The sequence below is a fragment of the Actinophytocola sp. genome (genome assembly GCF_045807065.1).
GTDB lineage: Bacteria > Actinomycetota > Actinomycetes > Mycobacteriales > Pseudonocardiaceae > Actinophytocola.
Map to the genome: position 1 here is coordinate 1 of NZ_JBJMIE010000462.1, position 21,031 is coordinate 21,031.

Genomic DNA, 21,031 nt, shown 5'->3' on the forward strand with positions numbered 1-21,031 from the left:
GCGCACACTCACTAGACGGTGTGCGCCGCGTGGCGGTTGCTGCTCAGGACAGGAAGTCGGCCAGATCGTTGACCAGCGCCGCCTTCGGACGGGCGCCGACGATCTCCTTCACCTTCTCGCCACCCTTGAAGACCATGAGCGTCGGGATGGACAGGACCTGGTAGTCCCGCGCGGTCGCGGGGTTGGCGTCCACGTCCAGCTTCGCCACGGTGATCTTGTCCTTGTGCTCGGCGGCGATCTCCTCGAGCACCGGCGCGACCATCCGGCACGGGCCGCACCACGTCGCCCAGAAGTCCACCAGCACCGGCTTGTCGCTGTTCAGGACGGCTTCGTCGAACGAGGCGTCGGTGACTTCGACGGTGTTTCCGGCCATGTTCTCTCCTTAATGATGTTCGCTTCGCAAGCTGCGCTCAGCTAGTTCTGAGTCGAGGCGTACCCGCCGCCGACGAGTTCGGGTGCCACCTCGGCCTTGGCCTCACCGTGCTCGGCGAGCCAGCGCTCGGCGTCGATCGCGGCCGAGCAGCCGGAGCCGGCAGCCGTGATGGCCTGCCGGTAGGTCCGGTCCACCAGGTCGCCGGCGGCGAACACGCCGTCGAGGTTGGTGTACGTCGTCTGCGGACGCACCGTGACGTACCCGTCCTCGTCCAGCTCGACCTGACCCTTGACGAGCCCGCTGCGCGGGTCGTGACCGATGGCCATGAACAGGCCGGTCACGTCCAGCGTCGACTCCTCGCCGGTCACCGTGTTGCGGATCCGCACACCGGAGACGTTCCCGTCCCCGAGTACCCCCAGTACTTCGGAGTCGAGCTGCCAGCGGATCTTCTCGTTCGCCTTCGCCCGTTCCAGCATGATCTTCGACGCCCGGAACTCCTGGCGCCGGTGCACGATCGTCACCGAGCGGGCGAACTTGGTCAGGAAGGTGGCCTCCTCCATCGCGGAGTCACCGCCGCCCACCACGGCGATGTCCTGGTCGCGGAAGAAGAAGCCGTCACAGGTCGCACACGCGGACACGCCGTGTCCGAGCAGCTCCTGCTCGCCGGGCACCCACAGGTAGCGGGCCGCGGCACCCATCGCGAGGATGACCGACTTGGCCGCGTACCGGACGCCGTTCGCGGTGACGTACTTGACCGCGCCCTGGAGTTGGACCTCCTCGACGTCCTCGGCGCGCAGCTCGGCGCCGAACCGCTCGGCCTGCGTCCGCATCTGCTCCATGAGGTCCGGGCCCATGATCCCGTCGCGGAAGCCCGGGTAGTTCTCCACCTCGGTGGTGGTCATCAGGGCGCCGCCGAACTGGGTTCCCTCGAACACCAGCGGTTCGAGCTGGGCTCGGGCCGCGTAGACGGCAGCCGTGTAGCCGGCCGGACCGGACCCGATGATGATCAAGTCCCTGACGTTCTCGGACATCTGACCTCCGAAGCGGAGCGCTCTTTGACGCGCATTCCTTTAACACGATCGTAGGTGCCGGTTGTTCCGCACGTGTGGCGTGACCGGGCGCACCATCCCCACACGACGAAGCCGCGTGCGGGAGACAAGTCTTCCGCACGCGGCTTCTCGAGAAGTATCAGCCCAGCGACTGGTCGTTGACGAGCCTGCTGCACTGCGCATCGACGATCACCAACCGGAAGCGGTGGCCGTCCTCGCCGCCGGCGAGCATCGCCACCGTCGCCGCGTCGCCGTCCACCTTCGCCTCGCGGGAACCGATGACCTGTGGGTTCTTGATGCCCAGGTCGGTGAGGCAGCTCTTCAGGCCCTGCTCGTCGGTGAACGAGCCGTAGTCCCTGTGCCCCTGGACCGCGCTGATCTCGGGGACGTCGTTGCCCGCCAGCGTCAGCGGCGGCTCGTCGCCACCGCCCGGCTGGACATGCGAGGTGCTGCTCTGTCCCTCGGCGACCGGTGAGCCGTTGGTCTCCTGGTCACCCGGCAGCGCGACGAACGTGATCGCGGCCGCGGCCGCCGCGGCGGTCAGTACGCCCGCGGCCCACCCCATCCTTCGGTTGCGCCTGCGCCGGGCCTCGGCCATGTCGACGACCGGGGCGACGCCGGACTGCCGCGTCGGTGCCCTGGCCGGCCGGGACTTCGCCGCCTCCGCGGCGATCGCGGCGTCGAGCTGGGCCGCGAAGTGCGCCGGCATCGGCTCGACCGGCGCGTCACCGAGCGCGTCGAGGTCCCGCTTGACGCTGTCCAGCGCGGCGAGCACGGCCTGCGCGTCGGGGTCGCGGTTGACCCGTGCCCACAGGGCCGCGGACTGCCTGGAGTCGAGTGCCCCGGCATGCAGGTCGGCGAGTTCGTCGACAGACCATGGCGGCCCGGGTGCGGGTCCCGCCCCTCTGGTGCTGTCAGTCATCGTCCCTCCCCGTGGCGCCGTGCTGGCACGTCTCGCCTGTCAACTGCGCCATCTGGGACGTTCGCATCTGCATCGGGGTTCCGCAGGTGCCCCAGAACTTTGGCCAGCTTCGCCCGGCCGCGCGCGCACCGGCTCTTCACGGTGCCTTCCGCGATCCCGAGCATCTTGGCGGTCTCGGCCACCGAGTAGCCCTCGACGTCGACGAGCACGATCGGCACGCGCTGGTCCTCCGACAGCTGGTTGAGCGCCTTCTGCACCACGAGCTTGGTTTCCCGCTCCGACATCGAGTCACGCGGCGCGGCCGGCTCCCCCGGGCCGGTCTCCGGCAGCGGGACGGTCGGCCTGGCCAGGCGGCGGCGGACCCGGTCGAGGCAGGCGTTCACGACGATCCGGTGCAGCCAGGTCGTCACCTGCGACTCCGCGCGGAACGAGCTGGCCGCGCGGAAGGCGGAGATGAAGGCCTCCTGTAACGCGTCGGACGCCTCCTCCGGGTCGCGAAGGGTGCGCAGGGCGACCGCCCACATCCGATCCCGGTGCCGGCGGACCAACTCCGCGAAGGCCCGCGGGTCCCCCGCGGCATGAGCCGCGATGAGGTCGGCGTCCGAGCTGGCAGCGGTGGTCACGGGATGAGGATATCGGTCGATGCTTCACCCATTCGCGGTGTGGCCTCCGACACCTGACGCATGAGCGGTGCTACGGCCAGCGGGCCTCGCTACTGCGCGCGTATGAACTGCAGGTCGCCGATCGCCGTCTTGTTGCCCTCGCCCAGTTTGGTGATCCAGACGAGGACGTACTGGCCCGGCTCCGCGCTGTTCAGCTGGATCTCCGTCTTGCCGCCCTGCAGCGTCGCCTCGCCGATGACCTTGGTCTCCTCCAGCTTCGGGGTGGGCGACGGCGACGTGCGGATCTGGATCACGGTGCCCGGGCTCGGCGAGTCGACCACGACCGAGGCCAACCGCACCGACTCCGCGAACGACGCCATGAGCCCGACGCCCGGCTTGAGCGCGGGGAACTGCTGCTTGTAGGTGTCGGTGTGCCACTCGGTGCCCGGGTCGTCGTCGGTGGCGAAGCCCGCGCGGCGCGGGTTGTCCGGGGTGCCGCCGACGTTGAACACCTCGACCGACGCCGGCGCGATCGGGCCGGCCGGCTTCGGCGCGGGCGGCGGGCTCTCGCCGTTCGTCGTCGGCTGCTCGACCACCACCGTGTCGCCGGAGCCGCCGTCGTCACCGAAGAAGTCGATCAGCATCGTGCCGAGCCAGGCCAGGATCGCGACCACCGCGATCGCGAGCGTGGTGACGCCGATGGCCAGCTTGCGCCGCCGGTTGTGGTCCCGGACGGGTGGCTTGGTGGTCCACACCGTCTCGGTGTCCTCGTCGAGCCGCGACACCGGGCCGAGGTACTCGGTCCGCTCCGCGGACTCCGCCGCCTGCCCGAGCACGGTCAGCAGCGTCGCGCTGGTGTGGATGCCGCCGATCTGGGTGTCCTCGAGGCTGCGGATCGCGACCGTGGACAGCTCCGGCGGCACGTACCCGGACAGCAGGTTCGGCGGCACGATCGAGCCGTCCGGCGTGACCGGCGCCGTCGGGATGGCCTCCGGGCCGCCCGGCAGCGGCCAGCGGCCGGTGAGCAGCAGGTACAGGATCGCGCCGAGGCCCTTCACGTCGTCACGTGGCACGGCCTCGGGCAGTGGGCCGGGGAACGCGAGCCGCAGCAGGCCGTCCGGCGTGACGCGGATGCGCTGCGGGTGGTCGACGCCGAGCACCAGGCCGGCGTGGTGGGCGCGTTCGACGGCCGACGCGAGCGGTTCGAGCAGCCGGGCCGCGTTGGTGGGCGGCAGCGGGTGCTCGGCGATGACGTCGACCAGGTCGGTGCCGACCGTCCAGTCCGCGACGATGATGCCGAGCAGCCCCTCACCGGGCGAGATGCCGTTGCCGACGCCCAGCACGTCCAGCACGCGGGCCATGGACGGGTGGGCGAACGCGGCGGCGTGCGCGGCCCGTTCGAGCGTCCGGCGGGCGGCCTGTGCCTTCGGCCCGTTGGTCGGGTCGCCGAGCAGCACGGTGAGCGCGACGTCGCGGCGCAGCTGGCCGTCGCGGGCACGCCACAGGTGGGCGTCGGCCCGCAGGTCGTGGCCGAACTGGGCGAGCAGCCGGTACCGCCCGTCGCCGATGACTGCTCCGGGCAGCAGGAAGCCATCCCCGCCGGGCTCGCCGCCGGGGGTTAACTCGCCGGTCAGTGACTCGGTTCGCTTGGTGACCACTGATCTCTCCCCGCCAGAGCGCCCCCAGGCGGTCACGTCCGTATCTGCCGCGTTACTTCGAGCCTACGTGACTCGGCATGTTTACACCTGTTGTTGCCGACTACCGGCGACGCACCAGTCGGGTGATTCGCGCGACTGCCGGTTGCAGTTCCGGCACCCGGAACAGCGCGAGCAGGCCGAACGCGACGACGATGGTCACCAACCCCTGAACGGTCATCTCCAGCCAGGCACCGAGCCGCGGGCCCGCGCTGTCCGGCAGGACGAGCCGCAGGAGCAGGTTGGCGCCGTACGCGACGGCGATGCCGGTGCCCCCGGCGAGGACCGTCTGCACGATCACCCGGACCACCCGCATGCTCTGCAGCCGGCCCAACCGCACCCACAGCCACATCTGGCCGAGCACCGCGCCGACCACGAACGAGAGCGCGTTGACCAGCATCACGCCGATCACCACGTCCTCGGGCCGCAGCCGGGCGGCCACCAGATACAGCAGTGGGATCTTCACCACGGTCATCACGACCATGATCAGCGTCGGCGTGCGGGCGTCCTTCATCGCGTAGAACACCCGCAGCTGCAGCATGACCAGCGCGTACGGCAGGATCCCGAACGCCGAGAACGCCAGCGCCACGCCGAGCCGCTCCGCGTTGGCCACGCCCGCGTTGCCGTAGCTGAACAGCGCGACGCCGATGGCCGAGCCGGCGATCGTGAGCACCGCGGACAGCGGCACCAGCATCACCGTGGACAGCCGGCTGCCGAGCGACAGGTCGTCGATCAGCCGCTCGGTGTCGCCGTCGGCGGCCGCCCTCGACAGCCGCGGCATGATCGCGGTCAGCAGGGAGACGCCGATGACCCCGTACGGCAGCTGGAACAGCAGCCACGCGTTCGAGTAGATGGCGGCACCACCGGCCGCGCCCGCGGTGAGCACCCGCGTGGTGATCACCATGCCGACCTGGCTGATCGCGACGTAGCCGAGGATCCACAGGGCGAGCCCGCCGAACTCCTTCAGCCGCGAGTCGATGCCCCAGGTCCAGCGGAACCGGAACCCGACGCGGCGCAGCGCCGGCAGCAGCATGACCGCCTGCACCGCGATCCCCGCGGTCACGCCGAGGCCCAGGACCAGGAGCTTGACGTCGCCCATGCGGACCGGGTCGAGGGAGATCTCGCCGGGTACGACCGCGTAGACCCCGATGGTCACCATGATGACCACGTTGTTGATCACCGGCGCCCACGCGGTCGGACCGAAGACGTGCTTGGCCTGCAGGATCGCCGACAGCAGCGCGAAGAGCCCGTAGAACACGATCTCCGGCAGCAGCAGGTAGGCGAACGCGGTGGCCAGCCCGGCGTTGGCCTGGCCGGTCGAGTCGTCCATGTACAGCCGGGTGAACAGCGGCGCCAGCGCGACCGCGATCGCGGTACCGGCGAGCAGCAGCGTCATGCCGACCGTCAGCAGCCGGTTGGTGTAGCCCGCCCCGCCGTCCGGGTCGTCCTGCGCGCGGACCAGCAGCGGCACGACGACGCTCGCGAGCACGCCGCCGAGCAGCAGCTCGTAGACGATGTTCGGCAGCGTGTTGGCGACCGTGAACGAGTCGTTGACGACCGTGAGGCCGGCGACCCAGGCCAGCTGGATCTTCCACACGAACCCGGTGATCCGGCTGACGAGCGTCGCGATCGCCATCGAGCCGCTCGCCTTGGCGAGCGACGGCTGCGGCGCTCGTGCCCCGGTGCCGGAGGACATGGCCGGCGCCGGGGACGTGCCCCCGCTACGCGTCGTCATGGTGTTCGCTCCGCGAGCTCCGCTCAACGATTTCCTCACCCGACCCCGATGCCGTCCTGGCCTCCTCGGCGCGCGCCGTCCTGATCCGCCGGAAGACGCGGAAGCCGACGAGCAGCACGAGCACCGCGCCGGCAGTTCCGGTCACGGCCACGCTGATGATGCCGTATGAGGTCGAGTTCAGTTCCAGCCGCACCTGCTGACCCAGCGGGGTACCCCCCGGCGTGGTCAGCCGGACGTCCACGCTGAACCGGCCGGAGCGGCTGACCTCGACCGGGACGTACCGCGGCGCCGAGCCGCCCGGCGGGATCCGGACGTCCTGGATGGGCTCCGGCCGCAGGCCGGGCACGGAGCTGAGGCTGATGCGCACAACGATCGTCACCGGCAGCCCGTTGTAGATGGTGACCGGGATCGGGCTGTCCCCCGACGCCAGCGAGAGCGGCCGGCCCGGGTTCTTCACCACGACGAGGTTCCGCAGCGCGTCGAGCTGGCCGTCCACGAAGCCGACCGTGTTGGCCGCGTCCTGGAGGTCGCCGCGCCACGCCGTCGACACGCCGCGCAGCAGGCCGAACTGGATGGGTGCGAGCAGCGAGTTCGGGTCGGCCTTGTTCGTGTTGTCGTCGGCCATCGAGTCGAGCATGTCCCGCCGGGTCGCGTTGATCCGCATCACCTCGGCCGTCACCTGGGCGGGGATCTCCGCCGTGCTGTCCTGCGGGGAGAAGGAGAGGTCACCGGCGGCACCGCCGTCGGGTGCGTTGACCGCCTGGTCGAGCGGCAGCGGGGTGGTGAACCCGCTCGTGAACAGGTTCCCGGCCAGCCTCAGGAAGTCGGCCAGCTCGGCGCCCGAGGCGAGCCACCGGCGGGGCGGCGTGACCAGCACCTGTCCGCCGGCCCGCTGGTCGAAGGCGGCGCGGTAGACGAGCGCGGCGAGGCCCTTCTGCACCGAGCCGCCGGTGTCGGCGACGTCGGTGGCGCCGGTGGTCGGGCTGGCGAGGGCGTCGGAGACGAGCGAGTCGACCGGCAGCGCGCGGACCTTGTTGGCCGTCTGTGTGTTGATCACGTAGGGCGCGCTGCCCTCGACGTTCTGGAGGTGGGCGGGGTCGACCAGCAGGTTCGCCGCGCCGACGTTCGCCAGGTCGACCATCGAGCGCTGGTCGTACGTGCCGCCGGCGGGCCAGTAGACCCCCTTGAGCGGCTGCATCGACAGCACGTCCCTGACGATCGACGAGCTGGTGAGCGAGAGCTGGGCGAGGTCGACGGCGCCCGCGCGGGACAGCGCGACCAGGTCGGCGTCCGCGTACGGCACGGCGATGACGCAGTGCCCCGTGGTCAGGTCCTGGACCGCGCCGAGCCAGTCGGCGGCGGCCTGCCTGCCCTTGCCGGCCACGACCTGGCCGCCGTCGGTCCGCACCTGGTAGCCCTGCGCCATCTTCGACACGGTCTGCAGCAGGTCCGGGTCGACCGCGAAGCAGATCGAGCTCAGGAGCTCGCTGTTGGTCTCCGACGCCGTGCTCACCGACTTGACCAGGTCGAACAGCCGCCCGCCCGCGCCGAGGGAGTCCGCGAGGTCGTCGTCGGTGAGCAGTGTCCGGCCGTCGGTCGTGGGCACCTGGCGCGGCCGCTCGTCCAGCAGGGGCCACACGATGGTGACGTCGGGTCTGGCGGACTTCGGCCTGGCCTGGGACCCGCCGGGCACCGACAGCACCGGCAGCGCGATCGACACCGCGCCGAGCCGGGCCTGCTCGCTGTAGTCCGGGCGGCCGTTGACGTTCACGAGCAGCGGGTACACGCCGGGCTCGTCGACCGCCAGCGTGGTGCGGCCGGAACCGGTGACCGGGATGCTGATCTCGAAGTCGGCGCTGTCCCCCGGCTCCAGCTGCTTGCTGATGTCCTGGAAGGGACCGGCGAAGTTGGTCTCCTGGTTCCGCAGGTCCCGCAGCTCCCGGTCGGAGCTGACGGCGTTGCCGCGCTGCAGGCGGACGCGGACCTGGTCGAGGCGCCGGTCACCCGTGTTGGTGACCGTGCCCCTGATGGTGATGGTCGGCGTGTCCGCGGTGACGATCCGCGGCGTGAGCTCGTCGACCTGGAGCCGCATCAGCGACGGCGCGCTGGACACCGGCGGCAGCGGCTCCCCGATCGGCTGCTGGGCCGACGCGGACAGCGGCGCCGACAGTCCCAGCAGCGCGGCCGCGATCAGTCCCGCGCCGAGCCGCCAGCCGCGCTTCATTGTTCAGCCCCCATCAGCCTCTACGGGAAGGTCTTCCTTGATACCCGCCATGTCGAGCAGCTCCAGCGCCTTGCGGACCAGGCGGCGCTCGTCGGCGTAGGCGAGCCGGTCCTCCAGCTCGTCCAGTGCGACCCAGTCGACCTCGGTGACCTCGACATCCTCGTCCGAGAGGTCACCGCCACGCTCCTCCATCAGAAAGTGGTGCACGGTCTTGTGGATCCTCCGGCGTTCCGCGACGAACCAGTAGTCGATGGTGCCGAGCGGTCGAATTATCTCGCCGACGATGCCGGTCTCTTCCCCGACCTCCCGCACGGCGGTCTGCTCGGGGGTCTCGCCCTCCTCGATGTGGCCCTTCGGCAGCGACCACAGCAGCCGGCCGCGCCGGTCGAGACGCCCGATGAGCACGACCTTGTCGCGGGCGAGGTTGATCACCACCCCGCCGGCCGAGGTCTCGTCGACGGCGGTCATCTTGCGCCCGCGTCGCCTACCGCGGCGTCCGGCTCGGGCGCCACGCGACCTCCCGGACGACTGGGGCATGTTCGCGATCGTAATGCGGGTATGGCGTCCTGGTTGCCCGATCACGGCAGTTACGCTGGTTCCTCGTGTCCAACATCCAGACCGTTGACGTCCGCAACCGCGAAACGGAGGAGCAGGTGCGCTTCCCCGTGGCCTCCGACCTCGGCGCTGAGCTGGCCTCCCGGTTCACCGAGGCCGGCCACCAGCTGTACCTGGTGGGCGGCACGGTCCGGGACGCGATGATGGACCGGCTCGGCAACGACCTCGACTTCGCCACCGACGCGCGGCCGCAGCGGGTGCGTGAGCTGCTGACCGGGTGGGCGGACGCCATCTGGGACACGGGCATCGCGTTCGGCACGATGGGCGCGACCAAGCGCGGCACGACGGTGGAGATCACCACGTTCCGGTCCGACTCCTACGACCGGATGAGCCGCAACCCCGAGGTCACGTTCGGCGACTCGATCGAGGGTGACCTCCTCCGCCGGGACTTCACGGTCAACGCCATGGCCGTCGACCTGGCGACCAAGAAGTTCGTCGACCCGTACAACGGGCGGGGAGCGTTGCGCAAACGTGTCCTCGACACGCCGGCCACCCCGCAGGAGTCGTTCGCCGACGACCCGCTGCGGATGATGCGCGCGGTCCGGTTCGTCAGCCAGCTCGGCTTCGACATCGCCCCGCGCGTGCTCGCCGCCATCCGCGAGATGGCCGGCGAGATCGACCGGATCACCGCCGAGCGGGTCCAGGTGGAGCTGTCCAAGCTGCTCTGCGGCCGGTTCCCCCGGCGCGGGCTGGAGCTGATGGTCGACACGGGCCTCGCGGACCACGTGCTGCCCGAGGTGCCGGCCATGCGGCTGGAGATCGACGAGCACCACCAGCACAAGGACGTCTACCAGCACTCGCTCGTGGTGCTCGACCAGGCGATCGACCTGGAGGAGCAGGGCACCGGGCCCGACCTCGTGCTGCGGCTCGCGGCCCTGCTGCACGACATCGGCAAGCCGGCCACGCGGCGGTTCGTCGAGGGTGGCGGGGTGAGCTTCCACCACCACGAGGTCGTGGGCGCCAAGATGGTCCGCAAGCGTTTGCGCGCGTTGCGGTACTCGAAGGAGGTCATCGAGGAGGTCGCCCAGCTCGTGTACCTCCACCTGCGGTTCCACGGCTACGGCAAGGGCGAGTGGACGGACTCGGCGGTGCGCCGGTACGTGACCGACGCCGGTCCCCTGCTGTCCCGCCTGCACAAGCTCGTCCGCGCCGACAGCACCACCCGCAACCGGCGCAAGGCCGCGGCCCTGCAGCGGACCTACGACGACCTCGAGATCAGGATCGCCCGGATCGCCGCCGAGGAGGACCTCGCGCGGGTGCGGCCGGACCTGGACGGCAACGAGATCATGCGGCTGCTCGGCCTGCCGCCCGGCCCGCTCGTCGGCAAGGCGTGGCGCTACCTCAAGGAGCTGCGCCTGGACCGCGGCCCGCTGGAGCACGACGAGGCGATCGCCGAGCTGCGCAAGTGGGCCGAGGCCGAGGGGATCACGCCGCCGGCCGAGCCCGGCGACTGACCAGCTCGAACGCGGTGATCCCGGCCAGGTAGAGGACGGTCGCGGCCACGATGAGGCCCAACGACTCGCCGTTGGCCGGGATCACGGCCGCCGCGATGGCCACCGCAATCGCTTGCGTGATGTTGAACAGCATGTCGTAGAGGGCGAACACCCGGCCGCGGGCCTCGTCGCCGATGTCGCGCTGCACGGCCGCGTCCACGCACAGCTTCACGACCTGGCCGGTGTAGGAGATGAGGAACGCGGCCACCAGCGTGGTCGGCAGCAGCATCGGCAGGCCGAGCCCCAACTGGGTGAGCGAGGCGGCGCCGAGCGCGAAGAACACGGTCCGCCTGCGGCCGAACGCGGTGACCAGCCGTGCGGTGGTGAGCCCGGCCACGAAGATGCCGAGGCCGCCCGCCCCGAGCACCACGCCGAGCCCGGGCACGTCGGCCTTGATCGGCCCCCAGTCGTCGAAGCTGTAGCGCATCAGGATCACGGTCAGCAGCAGCGAGATGCCGAACGCCGCCCGGTGCGCCATGAGCGCGCAGAACCCGGCGGCGACGCTGGGCGTGCGAAGCGCGATCCGCCCGCCGTCGACCAGCCCGCCGGCCACGGCCGCGATCGCGGTGGCCGGCTCGACCACCCTGTCCGGTCCCAGCGCGCCGCGGGCGAACCGGCCGGCGAGCCAGGCGGCGAGCACCGACCCCACGACCGCGACCGCGGTGGTGAGCCCGGAGCCGGCGTTGCCGTGCCCGAACACGCTCCGCAACCCGACCGCGCACACGGCGCCGAGCACGGAGACGACCGCCCCGAGCGTCACCGACAGCGCGTTCGCCTCGACGAGGTTGCGGACCGGCACGACGTGCGGCAGCGCGGCGGACAGACCCGCGCCCACGAACCGGCTGATGCCGATCACGACGAGCGCGAGCAGGAGGATGGGGAACCCGGCCACCCCGGTGGCCACGCACACGGCGGAGAGCGCGATGAACATCCCGCGCAGGAGGTTGGCCGCGACCAGCACCCGGCGGCGGTCCCACCGGTCGAGCAGCGCACCGGCGAACGGCCCGATGATCGAGTACGGAAGCAGGAGCACGACGAACCCGGCCGCGATCTCCGACGGCGACACCCCGCGCTCGGGGTTGAAGACGACGGCGCTCGCGAGCCCGGTCTGGAACAGACCGTCACCCCACTGCGAGGAGAAACGGCTGAACAGCAGCCTGCGGAACCCGTCGAAGGCCAGCAGCCTGCGCGCCCCGATCCGAACGTGGTGCGGATCGGGGACCGTCTGCGGAGGACTCTCCGCCGTTTCACTCACAACCGGTCAGCCTACGGTGAAAGGTGTAAGGATCTCGAAACGGCGGAGGCCCGCCGGGCGGGTTCTGGGATGACACCCGGAAGAGATGCGGAGCGAGCTGGTCCGCGTTCTCCGCGGACGCAGCTCGCTCCGAGTGGCGGACAGACGGTCGCCTCACGGCGGTTGGCGCGACGCGGCTCCAGCCGAACGGTATTCCGCGAAGGCACTTCTGTTTGAGCCCGGGGGACACTGTGCTGCCCAGCCACCTCCTCCAACGAGGAGGCGCCACTCATTGTTCCCCTAGAAGTGAAGTCCTGCTGGATTCCCGACGGCCGGATGGGATCATGTCTCCGTGCGATCCGACCCTTCCGATGCGGCCGTCGAGCCGGGCACGCTGCTCGTCGCGGCACCCAGCCTCACCGATGCCAACTTCCGCCGCACGGTCGTGTTCGTCATCGACCACCGGGGCGAGGGCACTCTCGGGGTGGTGCTGAACCGGCCGAGCGAGGTCCCGGTCGACGACGTGCTGCCCAACTGGGGCCCGCACGTGTCCACGCCCGGCTCGGTGTTCGTGGGCGGACCGGTCGACCAGAAGACGGCGCTGTGCCTGGCCGCGATGCGCACCGGCGAGGCGACCAACGGGGTCAAGGGGCTGATCGGGGTGCGCGGCCCCGTGGCCCTCGTGGACCTCGACGCCGACCCCGAGGTGCTGGTGCCGAAGTTCCGCGGCCTGCGGGTGTTCGCCGGCTACGCGGGGTGGGACGTCGGCCAGGTCGCCGGCGAGATCGAGCGGGGTGACTGGATCGTGGTGCCCGCACTGCCCTCCGACGTGCTCGCCCCGGCCGACCACGACCTGTGGGGCCGGGTGCTGCGCCGGCAGGGCATGCCGCTGGCCTTACTCGCCACCCACCCCGGCGACGTTCGCACCAACTGACTTCGCGATGTCACAGCCGCCGCACTGACAGCCCTTGCACCCGGCGGGCAGCTCGGGCTCCGGCGCCGGCACGGCCTCGGCGGCCCGGTGCCCCAGCACACCCCCGGCCGCGGCGATGGCCAGCGTGCCGACCAGCGCGACCGCCGCGACGACCACCGTGGCGGCGCCCGTCATGAGCAGCGCGACACCGCCGCCGACGACACCGACCCACCCACCGACGGCGACCGGCAGCCCGGCCACCTTGTTGCCGACCCGGAAGGTCTCGTCGTCCCGGAGCGTGGCCGGCGTGCGCACCCCGCCGAACCGGTTCCTCGGCAACCGTTCGAGAAACCCGAGCAGTCCGACGACGGCGACGACCAGTCCGACCACGAGCGGCACGAGCGCGACAAGAGACACGCCCACGATCGTAGGTCGTCGGTTCAAGGGCCGAGCAAACGGCGTTGCCCTCCGCGATAGACTGGTGGTATGAGCGCCGGACGCCTGCTCCTTAGCCGGCCGCGCTGACCGGTCCGCCCCAGGAGGTCAGTGCGGCAACCCCTCGTGCCCCTGCGGCAGAGGGGTTTTTTGTGTTCCGGAGCAGAGCAACCAGGGAAGGACCCCCCGACGATGAGTGAGCAAGCAGCCTCGGCCGTGGACTCGGCGGCAGTGCCCGCACACCGCTACACGGCGGCGCTGGCCAACTCCATCGAGGCGCGCTGGCAGGAGCAGTGGGCCGAGCGCGGCACCTTCGAGGCGCCGAACCCCGCCGGCCCGCTGAAGGGTGACGTGCCCGAGGACAAGCTGTTCGTGCAGGACATGTTCCCGTACCCGTCCGGCTCCGGGCTGCACGTCGGGCACCCCCTGGGCTTCATCGGCACGGACGTGTTCGCGCGGTACCACCGCATGACCGGGCGCAACGTGCTGCACACCATGGGCTTCGACGCGTTCGGGCTGCCCGCCGAGCAGTACGCGGTGCGCACCGGCCAGCACCCGCGCAAGACGACCGAGGAGAACATCGCCCGCTACCTGCACCAGATCCGGCGGCTGGGCCTGGGGCACGACGAGCGCCGACGCGTCAGCACCACCGACCTGACCTTCTATCGCTGGACGCAGTGGATCTTCCTGCAGATCTTCAACGCCTGGTACGACACCGAGCAGGACAGGGCCCGGCCTATCAGCGAGCTGGAGGCCGAGTACGCGCAGGACAAGCGCCGCACGCCGGACGGGCGCGGCTGGTGCGAGCTGACCCGCGTCGAGCAGCGGAAGGTCATCGACTCGCACCGGCTGGTGTACCTGTCCGAGGCGCCGGTCAACTGGTGTCCCGGCCTGGGCACGGTCGTGGCCAACGAGGAGGTCACCGCCGACGGGCGCAGCGAGCGCGGCAACTTCCCGGTGTTCCGCAAGAAGCTGCGCCAGTGGATGATGCGGATCACCGCGTACGCCGACCGCCTGGTCGACGACCTGGAGCTGCTGGAGTGGCCCGACCAGGTCAAGGCCATGCAGCGCAACTGGATCGGCCGCTCCTCGGGCGCCCACATCCGCTTCCCGGTCGAGGGTGACGCGATCGAGGTCTTCACGACCCGCCCCGACACCGTGTTCGGCGCGACGTACATGGTGCTGGCCCCGGAGCACCACCTGGTCGACCGGGTCGTGCCGGACGCCTGGCCGGCGGACGTGGACGCGAGCTGGACCGGCGGCCACGCGACGCCCGCCGAAGCGATCGCGGCCTACCGCCTGGCCGCGTCGCGCAAGTCGGACCTGGACCGCCAGGAGAACAAGGAGAAGACCGGCGTCTTCATCGGCGTCTACGCCACGAACCCGGCCAACGACAAGAAGATCCCCGTCTTCATCGCCGACTACGTGCTGATGGGCTACGGCACCGGCGCGATCATGGCGGTGCCCGGACAGGACCAGCGCGACTGGGACTTCGCCAAGGTCTTCAACCTGCCGATCATCCGGACCGTCCGGCCGACCGAGGGCTTCGACGGCGAGGCGTTCACCGGCGACGGCCCGGCCATGAACTCGGGCTTCCTGGACGGCCTGGACGTCGACGAGGCCAAGAAGACGATCATCGCCTGGCTGGAGCAGCACGGCCACGGGGAAGGCAAGCTGCAGTACAAGCTGCGTGACTGGCTGTTCGCCCGCCAGCGCTACTGGGGTGAGCCGTTCCCGATCGTGTTCGACTCCGACGGCCTGCCGCACGCGATCCCCGAGCACATGCTGCCGGTGGAGCTGCCCGAGATCGCCGACTACTCCCCGAAGACCTTCGACCCGGACGACGCCGACTCGGAGCCGTCGCCGCCGCTGCTGCGTGCCACCGACTGGATCGAGGTCGAGCTGGACCTGGGCGACGGGGTGAAGAAGTACCGCCGCGACGCGAACGTGATGCCGCAGTGGGCGGGTTCGAGCTGGTACCAGCTGCGGTACGTGGACCCGACCAACCAGGAGACCATCTGCGAGCCGGAGAACGAGCAGTACTGGCTGGGCCCCCGCCCGGAGATCCACGGCCCGCAGGACCCGGGCGGCGTGGACCTGTACATCGGCGGCATCGAGCACGCGGTGCTGCACCTGCTGTACTCGCGCTTCTGGCAGAAGGTGCTGTTCGACCTGGGCCACGTGTCGGCCAAGGAGCCGTACCGGCGCCTGTTCAACCAGGGCTACATCCAGGCCTACGCCTACACGGACGCCCGCGGCGTGTACGTGCCGGCCGAGGAGGTCGTGGAGCGGGACGGCAGGTTCTACTGGCAGGACCAGGAGGTCCGCCAGGAGTACGGCAAGATGGGCAAGAGCCTGAAGAACGTCGTCACGCCGGACGAGATGTGCGAGCAGTACGGCGCCGACACGTTCCGGTTCTACGAGATGTCCATGGGCCCGATGGACGTGTCCCGCCCGTGGGCCACCAAGGACGTCGTCGGCGCACAGCGGTTCCTGCAGCGCATGTGGCGCAACGTGGTCGACGAGGAGACCGGCGCGGTCGCCGTCAGCACCGACGACCCGGACGAGGCCACGCTGCGCGCCCTGCACAGGGCGATCGCGGGCGTCCACGCCGACTACGCGAACATGCGCTTCAACACGGCCGGTGCGAAGCTGATCGAGCTGAACAACCACGTGACCAAGACCTACGGCGGCAAGCCGAAGCCGAGGTCCGTGGTGGAGCCGATGGTGCTGATGATGGCCCCCCTGTGCCCGCACGTCGCGGAGGAGATGTGGAGCCGCCTGGGCCACGAGACCTCCCTGGCCCACGGCCCGTTCCCGGTCGCCGACGAGAAGTACCTGGTCGAGGACACCATCGAGTACCCGATCCAGGTCAACGGCAAGGTCCGCGCCCGCGTCACGGTCCCCGCGGACGCCACCCAGGACGAGGTGAAGACCGCCGCCCTGGCCGACGAGAAGATCGCGACCCTGATCACCGGCGAACCGAAGAAGGTCATCGTGGTCCCGGGTCGCCTGGTCAACGTGGTCGTCTGAGTCCGGAGCGGTTCGGCGGCGGGTGGTGCCGGCGAACCGCTTCTCGGTGGCTCCGACGAGCTGACGGCCGAGGAGAAGGATCGCGCCGCTGGCATCGATCGCTCGGGGGGCTACGCGACCGAGGCCAGCGGCGCGCGCGAACATTGTGGCACCCCTGTCGGGCAGTGCTAACTAATCGTTAGCACTTGCGCACGAAATCACCCATGTCGTGTTCGCATGATCGCGAAGCGTGGCTGCACGTGCAGGCGGCTACAACGAGTTCAGGCCCTCGCGCAGTACGCCGATCATCCTGGCCGCGGCTCCCGGCGGGTAGATGTACATCGGCCGGCCCGCCACCTGGCTGGCCAGCTGTAGGTCGCCGCTGTCCGGCATCCGCACCACCCCCATCTGGCATCTGACCGGCGTCGGGTGCCCGTCGTCCCAGTGGACGACGTTGACGAAGGTGGCCGACAGCCACTCCGGGTCCCCAGGGGGCATGCCTGGAGAACGCGGGGTGGCGCCGACTATGACGGCGGCGGTCCGGATTACATCGCGGCTCGTGCCGCCACGAACGCCTCGACCGCCCGCTCGACGTCCGCCGTCGAGTGGGCGGCGGACATCTGGGTGCGGATGCGTGCCTTGCCGTGCGGCACCACCGGGTAGGAGAAGCCGATCACGTAGATGCCCTGTTCCAGCAGCAGGTCCGCCATGCGGCCGGCCTTCGCGGCGTCGCCGATCATGACCGGGATGATCGGGTGCTCGCCCGGCAGCAGGTCGAAACCGGCCTCCGTCATGCGGGCGCGGAACAAGGCCGTGTTCTCCCGCAACCTGGTGAGCAGCTCGCCCGAGGACGACAGCAGGTCCAGTCCGGCCAGCGTCGCGCCGACGATCGACGGGGCCACGGAGTTCGAGAACAGGTACGGCCGCGACCGCTGCCGCAGCATCTCGACCATCTCCGCGCGGCCTGACGTGTAACCGCCGCTCGCCCCGCCCAGCGCCTTGCCGAGGGTCCCCGTCACCACGTCCACCCGGTCGGTCACGCCGAACAGCTCCGGCGTGCCCCGGCCGGCCGGGCCGACGAACCCGACCGCGTGCGAGTCGTCGACCATCACCAGCGCGTCGTACCGGTCCGCCAGGGCGCAGATCTCGTCCAGCGGGGCCAGGTAGCCGTCCATGGAGAACACGCCGTCGGTGGCGATCAGCCGGTACCGGGCGCCGGCCGCCTCCTTCAGCTGCCGTTCGAGATCGGCCATGTCGCGGTTCTTGTAGCGCAGGCGCGTCGCCTTGCACAGGCGGATCCCGTCGATCACCGACGCGTGGTTCAGCTCGTCGGAGATCACCGCGTCCTCCGGACCGAGCAGCGTCTCGAACAGGCCCGCGTTGGCGTCGAAGCACGAGCTGTACAGGATCGTGTCCTCGGTGCCGAGGAACTCGGACAGCTTCGCTTCCAGCACCTTGTGCTGCTCCTGCGTGCCGCAGATGAACCGCACCGACGCCATGCCGAAGCCCCAGCGGTCCAACGCCTCCTTGGCGGCGGCGACCAGCACCGGGTGGTCGGCGAGGCCGAGGTAGTTGTTGGCGCAGAAGTTGAGGACCTCCGACGAGGCGCCGACCCGCACCGAGGCGTTCTGCGGCGTCGAGATGACCCGCTCCGCCTTGTACAGGCCGGCCGCGCGGATCTCCACCAGCTCCTTGCGCAGGTTCTCCCGCATGGCGCCGAACATCAGGCAGCCTCCGTCCAGTCCAGGATGACCTTGCCGCACCGGCCGTCGCGCGCGGTGGCGAACGCGGCGGCGTGGTCGGCGTAGGGGAACCGGTGGGTGATCACCGGTGAGATGTCGAGCCCGGCCTGTAGCAGGACCGACATCGCGTACCAGGTCTCGAACATCTCCCGCCCGTAGACGCCCTTGATCGTCAGCATCTTGAGCACGACGTTCGACCAGTCGATGGGGATCTCCGTCGCGGGCAGGCCGAGCATCGCGATCCGGCCGCCGTGGGTCATGTTCGCGATCATGTCCCGCAGCGCGGAGGGCTGCCCGGACATCTCCATGCCCACGTCGAAGCCCTCGGACAGGCGCAGCTCGGCGTAGACGTCGGAGATCTTCGTGGTGGCCACGTTCAGCGCCAGGTTCACGCCCATCTTGGTGGCCAGCTCCAGCCGCGGCTCGCTCACGTCCGTGATCACCACGTGCCGGGCGCCGGCATGCCGCGCGACCGCCGCGGCCATCAACCCGATCGGGCCGGCACCGGTGATCAGCACGTCCTCACCCAGCACCGGGAACTGCAGCGCGGTGTGCACGGCGTTGCCGAACGGGTCGAAGATCGCCGCCACGTCCAGGTCGACCGCGTAGTTGTGGACCCAGGTGTTCTGCTCCGGCAGCACCGCGTACTCGGCGAACACCCCGTTCGTGTGTACGCCGAGCCCGACCGTGTTCGCGCACAGGTGCCGCCGCCCGGCGCGGCAGTTGCGGCACGTCCCGCAGATCAGGTGGCCCTCGCCACTGACCAGGTCGCCGACCCTGACCTTGGTGACCGCCGCGCCGACCTCGACGACCTCGCCGGCGAACTCGTGCCCGACCACCAGCGGCGCCCTGATCGTGTTCGCGGCCCACTCGTCCCACGACTCGATGTGCAGGTCCGTGCCGCAGATGCCGGTGCGCAGCACGCGCACCAGCACGTCACCCGGCCCGGGCGCGGGATCGGGCACCTCGGTCAGCTCCAGCCCCGGACCCCGAACAGCCTTGACCAGAGCTTTCACGCATGTCCTCCTGGATGGTCAGTCGGTGGCAACGCCCATCTTCCACGGTGAGCGGATGACCACGTTGCCGATCCGGACGTAGCCGGACCGGCGGATCTTCAGCGTGCCGGCGGTGATGCGGCCGGTGATCACGAACCTCGGCCGCCCGCTCGCGCCGCCGACCCGGTCCTTCACCGTGCCGGCGATGACCTGCACGCCGTTCGTGTCGACCATCGCCCGCTCCGGCAGCTGCAGCTTCACCGTGCCGCCGCTGACGTCCAGCTTGATCCGGACCTCGGCGTGCTCGATGCGGGCCTCGGAGAAGTCCAGCTTCGTCGAGCCCAACCGGTTACGGATGATCAGCTCACGCGGCACGTCCCACGCGCCGCTGCGCTTGATCGTCGACATGTTCGCCCGCAGCTCGACCGGCGGCGTCTTCACCGGCGAGGTCGGGTCGGTGTGGGTCAGCCCGGGCAGGTCCACCAGCACCGCGTTCAGCTCGCCGCGGGTCTTCGCGGCCAGCGCCCGGTCGGTACGCTCGGTGAACTCGTCCAGCGACAGCAGCCCCTGGCCGATGGCCTTCTGCAACAGGTTGACCACGTGCGAACGCTCGGCGTCGGAGACACGCAACTCACGCGGGTCGACGGGTAGCTCGGTCATGACGTTCACTCCCCCACACTGCCGTCCGGGTTGACGCGCTTGAAGCGGGTGTACGGAACCAGTGCCGGCGGAACCACGACCGACCCGTCCTCCTGCTGATTCTGCTCCAGCACCGCAACCAGTGTCCGCCCGATCGGCAGACCGGAGCCGTTCAGCGTGTTCGCGAAGCCGCGCGTGCCGTCCTTGGCCCTGGTGCGGATGCCGGCCCGCCGCGCCTGGAACGTGCCGAAGTCGGACACGCTCGAGATCTCCCGGTACCGCTGCTGACCCGGCAGCCACACCTCGAGGTCGTAGGTGCGCTCGGCCGCGAACCCGATGTCGCCGGCCGCGAGCTTCACCACCCGGTACGCCAGCCCCAATTCCCGCAGGCAGGTCTCCGCGTGCGACAGCAACGCCTCGAACTCCGCCGCGCCGCGCTCCGGGGTGCAGAACCGCACCAGCTCCACCTTCTGGAACTGGTGCAGCCGGATCAGGCCGCGGGTGTCCTTGCCGTACGAGCCGGCCTCCGAGCGGAAGCACGGCGTGTTGGCGGTGTAGGCGAACGGCAGGTCCTCGGCGGTCAGCGTCTCGCCGGCGTGCAGGTTGGTGAGCGGCACCTCGGCCGTCGGGATCAGGAACAGCTCCCGCTCCGCGACGCCGGTCCGGAACAGGTCGGCCTCGAACTTCGGCAGCTGGCCGGTGCCGGTCATGGTCGGCCGGTTGACGATCACCGGCACGTTGAACTCGGTGTACCCGTGCCGGTCGGTGTGCAGGTCGACGAGGAACGCGGCGATGGCCCGCTCCAGGCGGGCTCCCGCGCCGCGCGTGACGGCGAACCGGGGGCCCGACAGCTTGGTGGCCCGGGTGAAGTCGAAGATGCCGAGCTTCTCGCCGATCGCCACGTGGTCGGCCGGCTCGAAGTCGAAGGTGGGTGGCTCGCCCCAGGTGCGGAGCAGCTCCGCGTCCTCGTCGCTGTTGCCGTCGGGCAGGTCGTCGGCGGGCAGGTTCGGGATGCCGAGCAGGAACTCCTCCAGCTCGGCGGCCAGCTTCCGCTGCTCCTCCTCCAGCTCCTGGACGTGGGCCTTGACCTCCTTGGCCCGCTCCCGGGCCGCGGTCACGTCCTCGTCGCGCCTGGCGGCCGCGCCGACCTCCTTGGCCAGCCGGTTGGACTCCGCGCGGGACTCGTCGGTCTGCCCGATCACCGCCGTGCGCCGGGAGAACAGCTCCTCCAGCGCGGGCAGGTCGAGGGTGAAGCCGCGGCGCGCCAGCTTGCGCACCGCGTCCGTAGCCGGATCGAGGAGGACGCGCGGGTCATGCATGTGCTCAGACTACTGAGCGGAGCTTGTGGGGCGAT

The 21,031-nt window shown here is 70.6% G+C and carries 18 protein-coding genes; 3 read left to right on the forward strand and 15 right to left on the reverse strand.

What is annotated here, in order from left to right; genetic code table 11:
• Positions 1–43: 43 nt before the first annotated feature.
• The 8 genes from trxA to ACJ73U_RS27080 form a co-directional block, all read right to left on the reverse strand.
• A complete protein-coding gene (gene trxA / locus ACJ73U_RS27045) occupies positions 44–373 on the reverse strand; it encodes a thioredoxin (protein WP_407780530.1) in 330 nt (109 codons plus the stop codon).
• Positions 374–414: 41 nt separating this feature from the next.
• Complete coding sequence (gene trxB, locus ACJ73U_RS27050) at positions 415–1,404, reverse strand: thioredoxin-disulfide reductase (RefSeq protein WP_407780531.1); 990 nt, start codon at positions 1,402–1,404, stop codon at positions 415–417.
• Positions 1,405–1,561: 157 nt separating this feature from the next.
• Positions 1,562–2,344: a hypothetical protein gene (locus tag ACJ73U_RS27055; RefSeq protein WP_407780532.1), complete on the reverse strand. Its 783-nt coding sequence runs from the start codon at positions 2,342–2,344 to the stop codon at positions 1,562–1,564.
• Entirely contained in the window at positions 2,341–2,967 is a 627-nt protein-coding gene (gene sigM, locus ACJ73U_RS27060; protein WP_407780533.1) for an RNA polymerase sigma factor SigM, read from the reverse strand. Before sigM ends, ACJ73U_RS27055 begins: the two co-directional genes overlap by 4 nt.
• 89 nt (positions 2,968–3,056) lie before the next feature.
• On the reverse strand, positions 3,057–4,604 hold the full coding sequence (locus ACJ73U_RS27065; RefSeq protein WP_407780534.1) for a protein kinase family protein: 1,548 nt from the start codon (positions 4,602–4,604) through the stop codon (positions 3,057–3,059).
• Positions 4,605–4,704: 100 nt separating this feature from the next.
• Positions 4,705–6,375: a murein biosynthesis integral membrane protein MurJ gene (gene murJ / locus ACJ73U_RS27070; RefSeq protein WP_407780535.1), complete on the reverse strand. Its 1,671-nt coding sequence runs from the start codon at positions 6,373–6,375 to the stop codon at positions 4,705–4,707.
• On the reverse strand, positions 6,362–8,599 hold the full coding sequence (locus ACJ73U_RS27075) for a DUF6049 family protein (RefSeq protein WP_407780536.1): 2,238 nt from the start codon (positions 8,597–8,599) through the stop codon (positions 6,362–6,364). The genes murJ and ACJ73U_RS27075 overlap by 14 nt, the downstream gene beginning before the upstream one ends.
• A 3-nt stretch (positions 8,600–8,602) precedes the next feature.
• Positions 8,603–9,136 (reverse strand): NUDIX hydrolase, encoded by a 534-nt coding sequence (locus ACJ73U_RS27080; RefSeq protein ID WP_407780537.1) that lies wholly within the window; start codon positions 9,134–9,136, stop codon positions 8,603–8,605.
• Positions 9,137–9,210: 74 nt separating this feature from the next.
• Between ACJ73U_RS27080 and ACJ73U_RS27085 the strand changes: the two genes are divergently transcribed.
• The gene (locus tag ACJ73U_RS27085) at positions 9,211–10,668 is read left to right on the forward strand and encodes a CCA tRNA nucleotidyltransferase (protein ID WP_407780560.1); all 1,458 of its coding nucleotides are present in this window, start codon (positions 9,211–9,213) and stop codon (positions 10,666–10,668) included.
• On the opposite strand, the gene ACJ73U_RS27090 is transcribed toward ACJ73U_RS27085, so the two are convergent.
• The gene (locus tag ACJ73U_RS27090; RefSeq protein ID WP_407780538.1) at positions 10,640–11,962 is read right to left on the reverse strand and encodes an MFS transporter; all 1,323 of its coding nucleotides are present in this window, start codon (positions 11,960–11,962) and stop codon (positions 10,640–10,642) included. The two genes, ACJ73U_RS27085 and ACJ73U_RS27090, sit on opposite strands and share 29 nt — an antisense overlap.
• 331 nt (positions 11,963–12,293) lie before the next feature.
• Here ACJ73U_RS27090 and ACJ73U_RS27095 point away from each other — a divergent pair, with 331 nt between their 5' ends.
• Positions 12,294–12,875, forward strand: coding sequence for a YqgE/AlgH family protein (locus ACJ73U_RS27095; RefSeq protein ID WP_407780539.1), 582 nt, complete (start codon positions 12,294–12,296; stop codon positions 12,873–12,875).
• Here ACJ73U_RS27095 and ACJ73U_RS27100 read toward each other — a convergent pair.
• Positions 12,837–13,271: an SdpI family protein gene (locus tag ACJ73U_RS27100; RefSeq protein WP_407780540.1), complete on the reverse strand. Its 435-nt coding sequence runs from the start codon at positions 13,269–13,271 to the stop codon at positions 12,837–12,839. The genes ACJ73U_RS27095 and ACJ73U_RS27100 overlap by 39 nt on opposite strands.
• A 210-nt stretch (positions 13,272–13,481) precedes the next feature.
• On the opposite strand from ACJ73U_RS27100, the gene leuS reads away from it, so the two are divergent.
• Positions 13,482–16,322, forward strand: a complete 2,841-nt coding sequence (gene leuS, locus ACJ73U_RS27105) for a leucine--tRNA ligase (protein ID WP_407780541.1) — start codon at positions 13,482–13,484, stop codon at positions 16,320–16,322.
• Positions 16,323–16,571: 249 nt separating this feature from the next.
• Here leuS and ACJ73U_RS27110 read toward each other — a convergent pair whose 3' ends face one another.
• Genes ACJ73U_RS27110 through serS form a run of 5 tightly spaced genes read right to left on the reverse strand, consistent with a single transcriptional unit; the run spans position 16,572 to position 20,996 of the window.
• Positions 16,572–16,799: a hypothetical protein gene (locus ACJ73U_RS27110; RefSeq protein ID WP_407780542.1), complete on the reverse strand. Its 228-nt coding sequence runs from the start codon at positions 16,797–16,799 to the stop codon at positions 16,572–16,574.
• 47 nt (positions 16,800–16,846) lie between these two features.
• Positions 16,847–18,025 (reverse strand): glycine C-acetyltransferase, encoded by a 1,179-nt coding sequence (locus ACJ73U_RS27115; RefSeq protein WP_407780543.1) that lies wholly within the window; start codon positions 18,023–18,025, stop codon positions 16,847–16,849.
• The gene (tdh, locus tag ACJ73U_RS27120) at positions 18,025–19,059 is read right to left on the reverse strand and encodes an L-threonine 3-dehydrogenase (protein WP_407780544.1); all 1,035 of its coding nucleotides are present in this window, start codon (positions 19,057–19,059) and stop codon (positions 18,025–18,027) included. Before tdh ends, ACJ73U_RS27115 begins: the two co-directional genes overlap by 1 nt.
• 18 nt (positions 19,060–19,077) lie before the next feature.
• The gene (locus tag ACJ73U_RS27125; RefSeq protein WP_407780545.1) at positions 19,078–19,698 is read right to left on the reverse strand and encodes a DUF1707 domain-containing protein; all 621 of its coding nucleotides are present in this window, start codon (positions 19,696–19,698) and stop codon (positions 19,078–19,080) included.
• A gap of 5 nt (positions 19,699–19,703) precedes the next feature.
• A complete protein-coding gene (serS, locus tag ACJ73U_RS27130; RefSeq protein WP_407780546.1) occupies positions 19,704–20,996 on the reverse strand; it encodes a serine--tRNA ligase in 1,293 nt (430 codons plus the stop codon).
• Positions 20,997–21,031: the final 35 nt, after the last annotated feature.

Coding starts and splice junctions, on each gene's coding strand:
- trxA (WP_407780530.1), bottom strand. CDS start 373: ATGGCCGGAAACACCGTCGAAGTCACCGACGCCTCGTTCGACGAAGCC.
- trxB (WP_407780531.1), bottom strand. CDS start 1,404: ATGTCCGAGAACGTCAGGGACTTGATCATCATCGGGTCCGGTCCGGCC.
- ACJ73U_RS27055 (WP_407780532.1), bottom strand. CDS start 2,344: ATGACTGACAGCACCAGAGGGGCGGGACCCGCACCCGGGCCGCCATGG.
- murJ (WP_407780535.1), bottom strand. CDS start 6,375: ATGACGACGCGTAGCGGGGGCACGTCCCCGGCGCCGGCCATGTCCTCC.
- ACJ73U_RS27075 (WP_407780536.1), bottom strand. CDS start 8,599: ATGAAGCGCGGCTGGCGGCTCGGCGCGGGACTGATCGCGGCCGCGCTG.
- ACJ73U_RS27080 (WP_407780537.1), bottom strand. CDS start 9,136: ATGCCCCAGTCGTCCGGGAGGTCGCGTGGCGCCCGAGCCGGACGCCGC.
- leuS (WP_407780541.1), top strand. CDS start 13,482: ATGAGTGAGCAAGCAGCCTCGGCCGTGGACTCGGCGGCAGTGCCCGCA.
- ACJ73U_RS27110 (WP_407780542.1), bottom strand. CDS start 16,799: ATGCCCCCTGGGGACCCGGAGTGGCTGTCGGCCACCTTCGTCAACGTC.
- ACJ73U_RS27115 (WP_407780543.1), bottom strand. CDS start 18,025: ATGTTCGGCGCCATGCGGGAGAACCTGCGCAAGGAGCTGGTGGAGATC.
- ACJ73U_RS27125 (WP_407780545.1), bottom strand. CDS start 19,698: ATGACCGAGCTACCCGTCGACCCGCGTGAGTTGCGTGTCTCCGACGCC.
- serS (WP_407780546.1), bottom strand. CDS start 20,996: ATGCATGACCCGCGCGTCCTCCTCGATCCGGCTACGGACGCGGTGCGC.